Below are 7,784 nucleotides of genomic sequence, written 5' to 3'. Positions count from 1 at the left end.
CACAAGCCCGCGGCGCCATCTACGTGTGCGACCGCGGCTCCGCGCACATCCGCACACAGGATCAGCTCATGCGATCAGAGGCCGAGCGCTGGGGCCTGCCCTTCGATGGCATCGACCCTCGCGTGATGGATCAGGAGGAGCAGGAGTACGCCCAGGCGGACGCCATCACGGTGCCCTCCACCTTCAGCAAGCGCAGCTTCATCGAACGAGGCGTGGATGCCAGCCGCATCCACCTGCTGCCTTATGGTGTCGATGTGAGCCGTTTCCAGCCTGAAGGCGAGCCTGATCCGCATGGCTTCGACGTCCTGTACGCCGGCAGCATGACGCTCAACAAGGGCGTGCCCTACTTGCTTCAGGCGTTTCGCGCGCTGGCACACCCTCGCAAGCGCCTGTGGCTGGCCGGGACGCCAGATGAAGGCTTCATCGCCAGGATGAAGACCCTGAAGTTGTGGCCCGAAGAAGTACAACTGCTCGGGCATCTGCCACAACACGAACTGGCACGGCGCATGTCGAGGTCACACGCGCTGGTGCTGCCCAGCATGCAGGACGGATTTGGCATGGTGCTGTCCCAGGCCATGGCTTGTGGCTGCGTACCGGTGGCCAGCACCCACACCGGCGCCTGGGATGCGTTCGAGGACGGCCGCAGTGGCCTGATCTTTCAGGCAGGCGACGCGGATGCCCTGGCCGCGCAACTGCAGCGTCTGGCCGATCAACCCGAATGGCGACAGGCCTTGCGCGAGGAAGCATTGCGCGCCGTGCAAGGTGTCGGCGGCTGGCAGCGTTATGGCGACCAGGCCTATACCCTCTATCAATCTCTTGTGGCAGCAACACCCCATGCGCGTGCTTTACATCGGCGTCAGTGACCCTGCCTCCACCACCCGGCATCGCGCGGACGCCATGCGGCGACTGGGCGCGGAGGTGATCCACCTGGATCCTTTGCAGGCCATGGGGCAACGCCTGCATGGCTGGGCAGGCCGGCTGCACTACCGCAGCGGTTATCTGTTGCTGGCTCCTGCCGTGCAGGCATGGCTTCAGGCCGAACTGCAGCGCACGCCGTCGCTCGATCTGATCTGGGTCGACAGCGGCGAACTCCTGTCGGCAGCCACCTTGCAGTTGCTGCGACGCGTGGGCGTGCCCATCGTGCTGTTCAACCACGACGACCCCACCGGCACCCGCGACAGGCTGCGCTTCATGGGGCTGCGCCAGGCCATCCCCTTCTATGACCTGTGCATCGTGGTGCGAGAGGCCAATGTGGCGGAATACAAGCACCACCAGGCCCGCGACGTGCTGCGCAGCTGGATGACGTATGACGAGGTCAGACACCAGGTCGACATCGCGAACCGACCGGTACCCACCCATCTTCAGAGCGACGTCGCCTTCATCGGCGGCAACCACAAGCGCGAAGGGCGAGACTTGTTTCTCCTGCAGTTGATCGACGCTGGCTTGAACCCCGCCATCTGGGGCGACGGATGGGAACGCTCGGTTCATTGGGATCGACTTCGTCCGCACTGGCGTGGCCCTTCCGTAGCCGGTCAGGACTACGTCGACGCCTTGCGCGGTGCCAAGCTTTGCCTGGGCTTGTTGTCACGCGCCAACCGCGATCAACACACCACCCGCACCATGGAGATCCCCGCTGCGGGCGGCTTGCTGTGTGGCCAACGCACCGATGAGCACCAGGCCTTGTACCGGGAAGGTGAAGAAGCCGTGTTCTGGTCGGATCCGCAAGAGTGCATCCAGCGCTGCCGGGAACTGCTGGCCGATGCCGAGCGCAGAGAACACATCCGCGCAGCCGGCCGCGCACGCCTGCTGCGCAACCAATGTGGCAACGAAGACCTCGTACGTCGTGCGTGGGCACGCCTGGGCATGCGCACACCTGTTCAACAAAGGGCCTGACACATGGTGAACAAGGTCTACATCTTCGACAGCCACCCCGTTCAGTACAAGGCGCCCGTGTACCAGGCCATGGCACGCATGGCACCCGGGACCTTCGAAGTCATCTACGCCACGGACGCCTCCGTGCGATCCGGGCATGTGGACCGCGAGTTCGGCCAGGCTGTTGCCTGGGACACGCCCTTGCTGCAAGGCTATGACTTCAGGATCCTGAACACGGAGCACGGTGTGCCATTGAGCGGCCCTCGCAGCCTGACAGGGCGCGGCGTGTGGTCGCTGATGCGCAGGGACAAACCCAAGGCTGTCTTGCTCACCCAGGCGTACTACCGCTTCGATCACGCTGCCTATCTGTCGGCCTTGTGCCTGCGGGTGCCCATTCTGATCCGCCAGGAAACGCAGGATGCCATGCAGGCCGGCACACGAGGCCGCCTGAAAGCCGCCGCGCGCCATCTGGCCTATCGCGCCATGTATGCGCCCGTGAAGCATGCCTTCTCCTTCGGGCATCTCAACCGCGAACACCTGCGTCGACACGGCTTCTCGGATCGGCAACTGAGTACGGCCCATTTCTCGGTGGTGGATGCCGTCTCCCACATGTCAACCGCTGAGAAGCAGCGCCGACGTGAAGCCCTGCGAGCCCGCCTCGGCCTGGCGCCCGACACCGTCGTGATCGGCTTTTTTGGCAAGCTGATCGACATCAAGAACCCCGGCCTGATCATGGACGCCGTGGCCCAGATGCCCCGTGCGGCGCAGCAGAAGTTGCACCTCATGTGGGTAGGCGCAGGGCGATTGCAGTCCTCACTGGCGGCCCAGGCCCTGCGCTTGCAGACGTCTTCTGGCACGGCCAGCACCTTCTGCGGCTTTGTCAACCAGTCCGGCCTGCCTGACTACTACCTGGCCTGCGATGTGGTCGTGCTGCCCTCGCGGCGTGAAGCATGGGGGCTGGTCATCAACGAAGCTCTGCACGCCGGCTGCGCCGTGGTCATGAGCGACACGGTGGGCTGCAAGTACGAATTCGGGCACTGGGACCGCGCCCGCGTCTTTCCCGAAGGCAGTGCCGCCTCACTGGCCCATGCATTGGCATCCGTGATGGACCTGCCCCGCGATTTCGATTGGGCCACGGAAGGCATGAACGCCTATACGACCGAAGCGGCCGCGCAGGCCATGGTCAAGGTGATGAGGGAGTTCGTCCATGCAACTTGATCTGCCAGCAAGCCACATGGCACAAAGACAGCGCCAGTGGCGTCCCATCGACGTCTTCTTCGTCCTGCTGCTGTGCGTGCTGTGGCTCGCTGCCGCACTCCAGGTGCTCAAACTGGGCCGCGACACCGACAACGTGATCTGCGTCGCCAGCACGGCTGTGAGCTCCAGCCTGATGTTGCTGTACATCTGGCGCAGCCAGGCCCTGGTCACCCACCCCATGTCGGCGCTCGCGCTGCTGGGCATGACGGTGACGAGCCAGCTGGCGTCCCTGCTCATACAGACCATGGACATGAGCAGCTTCATCCGCTGGCTGCGCGCCCCCGTTCTCACCTTCACCCTGCTGGCCATGTTGCATGTGGTGGCCATCGCCACGCACTGGGCTTACCGGCACCTGACGTCCATCCAGAATGTCACTCATGGCGTGGCGCGGCATGTCTGGTCGCCGTTGGGCATCCTCAAGGTGCCGCCCGTGCATGTGATCTGGCTGCTGTCCATCATCGGGTTTCTGGCCTACGTGATGGGCGGGGGTGCCACAGGTGACGTGGGCGGCAAGTTCATCGCGGCGGCGGGCTTCCTGATGTGGTTGCCTTTCATGATTCCGTTCTACCAGAAACTGCAGGACGGTCAGTATTGCCAGCTTGGACGGCACATCCCGGTGATCGTGGTGTACGCCTTGTTGATCACGGCGGTAGCGGTGGTACGCAACTTCCGGCAGATCATGTTCATCGGCCCGATTCAGGCCTTGTTCGTCTATCTGCTGTACGTCGCACGTGACGACACCCCGGCGACGAGCAAGACCGTGTGGCGCCTGCTTGCCAGCACGGTGATCCTGGCCGCCGGCGTCTGGATCGTGTCCGACCTGGTCACCGCCATGTCGATGATGCGCGAGAAGCGCGACAAGTCGACGCCGATGGAGATGCTGCGGGGTACCGCTGAGGCCTATTTCGACAAGACAGGCATCCAGCGCGCACGAGACGAGCGCATTCTGGACGCCATCATCTTTCCCTACGATGAGACCTATCTGAGCAACCCCGCACTGGCACGCTTTTCCGAGACCAAGTTCCACGACAACATGTTCTTCCTGTCACAGGATCTCAGCGACATGGAGGTGAAGGAGCTGCGCAATGCAATCTGGCGCCATACCCTGGCGATGCTGCCTCAGAACGCGCTGGACCTGCTCGACATCCCGCTGGACAAGAACGACAACATGTTCTCCATGGGCGACGTGCACCTGAACCTCATGACCGGCGCCGACATGGGTTCCTATGTCACAGGCTCGATGTGGGCAGATGTCTACGCCCTCACGGGGCCTTTCATGCCCTTTGTATCCGCGGCCCTGATGTTGCTGACCTTCATGGTGCTCGACAGCCTGACCAGGCTGGACAGCGGTCACTTCATCTCGCCCGCCACCCTCTGCGCCACCTGGCCCATTTTTGTGTATGGCATGGGGGGCGAATCACTGGCCTTCAAAGCCTCCATGCTGCTGCGTGACATCCCGCAGAAGGCCTTGCTGTACGCCCTGGCACTGGCCCTGGTCAGCACCATGCTGGGCCTGTTCGGCGTGGGGCGCAAGAACTGGTCAGGCGCGCCACAGACCTGAGCCGCCACTGCCGAAGGGCGATCGATCAAAGCGCCCGAGATTGGGAAAGACATCGCTCAGGCTGCTGCTAGATACACCCAGCCAGGCACCCAGCGCGGCACCGTATTGCTCGACGGACAAGCTGGGCAGCAGCACACCATTGAGCAGTTGATCGTCACTGCCGTCAAATTCGTTGTTCCGCGTGTTCTTGACGCTCAACCTGGGCCAGGTGCCAAACAGGCGACCGCCCTGCACGGCGCCGCCCATGATGAAATGGTGCGCGCCCCACCCATGATCAGTGCCATCGCCATTGCTGGTGAACGACCGACCAAAGTCCGAGGCCGTGAAGGTGGTGACCTTGTCACCCAGGCCCAGGCTCTGCATCAGGTTGTCGAAGTAGGCCAGGCCATGTCCAAGTTGCGCCATGAGCCAGGCATGCTGCGCGCTTTGCCCCGAGTGGGTATCGAAGCCACCCAGCGATACAAAGAAGATCTGGCGACGCAAGCCCAGCGTCTGGTGACTGGCAATGATGCGACCGGCCGTTTGCAAGGCCTTGGCCAGCGGATTGATCACCATGCCACTGCCTTGCCGAAGGCGCAGCACGGTGTCATCCGGCCCGAAGGGCGCAAGCCCATTGCCAGGGATCGCTGCGCTGAGTTGTCTCTCTGCCTGAAGGCTGCGCTGGTTCACGTCCGCGAGGTCCATGGCCATCACATGACGGCTATGGCTGCTTGCCACCACGTCGTGCAAGGCCTGACTGAGCGCATCCATGCCCTGGGCCGCCCCCATTCGCACCGGGCCACCAGAAGCCACCTGATAGGCACGAACGTCGCGCCCTGAGAGCCACAAGGCGTTGCCGCTGACGGTGATGGCGGTGAACAGGCTGCGATCCTGCCCTGCCATGAGGGCGTCCATCATGCGGCCGCCCCAACCTTGCGTTGCGCCCTCTGGTGCCAGGGACTGCCAGGTACTCTGCTGATCGTTGTGAGAGAACAGCTTGCGTGGGCGCGCCGCCGTGCCTGCTGTGTAAGCCGCCTTGCTCAACGGGCCAATCAAGGTGCCGACATTGGCCGCGATGGCCAACCTTCTCTGCGCGTTGTAGAGCGGCAGCACAGGCGCCAGCATGGGATGCAGCGCCAGCGCGGGTGAGCCCGTATCCACACTCTGCAGTGGCAACACATTGCTCAAGGCGATGGGCGCAGGCGATTGATTGCGCACGCTGGTATAGGCCCGCCAGTCGCTCTCACTGGTGCCCAGCACCGTGTTGAAGCTGTCATTGCCACCATGCAGATACACGCACACCAGCGCCTTGTAGTCATCCGAAGACGTGGCGGCCTGAGCGCTGACTGCGGCCAGGGAAGCCATCAAGGGCGAACAAGCCGCAGGGCTCAGGAGCAAGTGTTTCAAAAAGCCCCGACGTTCGCCAACTGGCATTGATATCCCGCTTTTCATTTTTGCACCTCGAAGTCAGGCGAAGCTACCGTGAGCAACAAGGCAGCGCGAACCCGATCGCGCCGCGTGGTCAACGTATCCAGCCCCTGGATGGACGCCAAGGTGTCGGCGATCTTCTGCGCCAAGCCAACAGGCATCGTGCCGTACATCAGGGCCTGATCGATCTCATTGACCAGTTCGGTGGGGTGATCTGCCAATGCCAGCCAGGGATGCTGATCACGGGTGTTGATGTCAAGTTGAATGTCCTGGCGCGACGCCTTGCCATCAAAGCCGGAACGCCCCACGCCATGGTGCACAAGCCCAGCCATGAAGTTCACGTAGCCCGCTACGGTGGTCTCGTTGGCAATCTGCAGTTCCGGCGTCAACAGCCCCACCGAGGCCGACTGACTACCTGGGCTTTTGAAACCCGGCCGGAAGAAGTTGAACACGGACGGCGCAGACAAAGGCGACTGCCCCAGGGACTGGCCTTCGTCCGTCGTATTGGTGAGCTGATAGAAGCCGCTGTCCGAATGCACGCCGGTGGCACGCAGCAAGGCCGTGAAGCGCAAGATGGGCTCACGCACCTTGCCGAACTGATCACTGTTCACCTTGCTATCGTCACGCGCCTCCGGGTCCAGCAAGATGGCGCGCACCATGGCCCCCAGGTTGGACCCGCTGCTGACAAAGGCCTGGCTCACGCGCCCCACATAGGCGGCAGAGGGATTACTGGTCACCAGGCGCTGGATGAGCTGTTTGCTCAGGAATGGCCCGACGTTGGGATGTGCCGAGATGCGATCCAGTGCGGCCTTCAAGCTACCCTGGGGCGTAGCCCACATGCTGGCACCGATGCGCGTACCCAGGAACACCTTCTCATCCGTGCTGTGGTACTTCGAATAGGCCGCCATGCGACCTGTGTATTGCACCGGCATACCCGGATCGGAGTAGAAACAGGCTGACGTGAGCCCCTGAGGGCAACGCCAGCTCCACCCTGTAAAGACCGATGCCAACCCGGAGATGTCTGAAGGGCCATAGGTCTCCACCGGTGCGCCACTGCCATCGGTGCGCAGCGTGCCATCCATTTGAAGTTCGTACAGGCCAATCGAAAACAGCTGCATCAGCTCACGTGCAAAATTTTCATCCGGCACGCGACCCGTCCGTGAATCGGCGGGCTGGTTCTTCATGTGCGACAGGTAGCAACCCATGACGGGATGCAGCGCGACGCTCTCGATCAGATCACGATAACTGCCAAAGGCCTGCCGTCCCAGCATGTCGAGATAGTCGGCCACGCCTCGGCTGTAGGCGTTGTCCCCGCAACTGTCTCGCATGGAGACCACGAAGATCTCCGACAGGGCAAAAGCCACGCGCTGCCGAAGCTGGTCCTGACCGGACAACGCCCGCCGCCAGAAACTGCCGGTGGTTTCGCCACTGCTGGCCCGCTGCCCGTCGGTGACCGCAAGCAGCCTGGCGTCCGCAGCATCCCAATGAGCGACGTGAGACAGCCCGTTCATGGGCATGGCCATCTGCTCGTCGATCCACCCGGCATAGCCCGTCGACATGAGGTGGTTCACATCGGATGCAGTAGGACCGAACGTGGCCTGCGTGAGAAAGCGTGTGGCCTGCTGACGAGTCAAGCCGGCGGTCGCATTCAGTCCGGCCCCCTGCAACCTTGCGCCTTGAGACAAAT

At 62.9% G+C, this 7,784-nt stretch carries 6 protein-coding genes; 4 read left to right on the top strand and 2 right to left on the bottom strand.

Annotated features, from left to right (window positions below; all coding sequences use genetic code 11):
* The 4 genes from VFW93_RS13890 to VFW93_RS13875 form a co-directional block, all read left to right on the top strand.
* Positions 1 to 863, top strand: an 863-nt coding sequence (locus VFW93_RS13890) for a glycosyltransferase family 4 protein (RefSeq protein ID WP_329694582.1), incomplete at its 5' end; no start/stop codon positions are given.
* Positions 835 to 1,893, top strand: a complete 1,059-nt coding sequence (locus VFW93_RS13885) for a glycosyltransferase (RefSeq protein WP_329694581.1) — start codon at positions 835 to 837, stop codon at positions 1,891 to 1,893. The genes VFW93_RS13890 and VFW93_RS13885, both read left to right, overlap by 29 nt.
* A gap of 3 nt (positions 1,894 to 1,896) precedes the next feature.
* Entirely contained in the window at positions 1,897 to 3,090 is a 1,194-nt protein-coding gene (locus VFW93_RS13880; protein WP_329694580.1) for a glycosyltransferase family 4 protein, read from the top strand.
* On the top strand, positions 3,080 to 4,690 hold the full coding sequence (locus VFW93_RS13875) for a hypothetical protein (protein WP_329694579.1): 1,611 nt from the start codon (positions 3,080 to 3,082) through the stop codon (positions 4,688 to 4,690). Before VFW93_RS13880 ends, VFW93_RS13875 begins: the two co-directional genes overlap by 11 nt.
* Here the strand turns inward: VFW93_RS13875 and VFW93_RS13870 are convergent.
* Entirely contained in the window at positions 4,670 to 6,034 is a 1,365-nt protein-coding gene (locus VFW93_RS13870) for a DUF1501 domain-containing protein (RefSeq protein ID WP_329694578.1), read from the bottom strand. The two genes, VFW93_RS13875 and VFW93_RS13870, sit on opposite strands and share 21 nt — an antisense overlap.
* A gap of 83 nt (positions 6,035 to 6,117) precedes the next feature.
* The gene (locus tag VFW93_RS13865; protein ID WP_329694577.1) at positions 6,118 to 7,731 is read right to left on the bottom strand and encodes a DUF1800 domain-containing protein; all 1,614 of its coding nucleotides are present in this window, start codon (positions 7,729 to 7,731) and stop codon (positions 6,118 to 6,120) included.
* Positions 7,732 to 7,784 lie beyond the last annotated feature (53 nt).

It is taken from the genome of Aquabacterium sp. (genome assembly GCF_036279675.1).
In the GTDB taxonomy this organism is placed as follows: domain Bacteria; phylum Pseudomonadota; class Gammaproteobacteria; order Burkholderiales; family Burkholderiaceae_C; genus Aquabacterium.
The sequence above is the reverse complement of the archived record's forward strand: the minus strand, read 5'-3'. Positions and strand labels throughout refer to the sequence as shown.

Bases quoted from the DNA above. Each gene is read 5' to 3' on its own strand.
- VFW93_RS13885 (WP_329694581.1), top strand. From the start codon at position 835: ATGCGCGTGCTTTACATCGGCGTCAGTGACCCTGCCTCCACCACCCGG.
- VFW93_RS13880 (WP_329694580.1), top strand. From the start codon at position 1,897: ATGGTGAACAAGGTCTACATCTTCGACAGCCACCCCGTTCAGTACAAG.
- VFW93_RS13875 (WP_329694579.1), top strand. From the start codon at position 3,080: ATGCAACTTGATCTGCCAGCAAGCCACATGGCACAAAGACAGCGCCAG.
- VFW93_RS13870 (WP_329694578.1), bottom strand. From the start codon at position 6,034: ATGGCTTCCCTGGCCGCAGTCAGCGCTCAGGCCGCCACGTCTTCGGAT.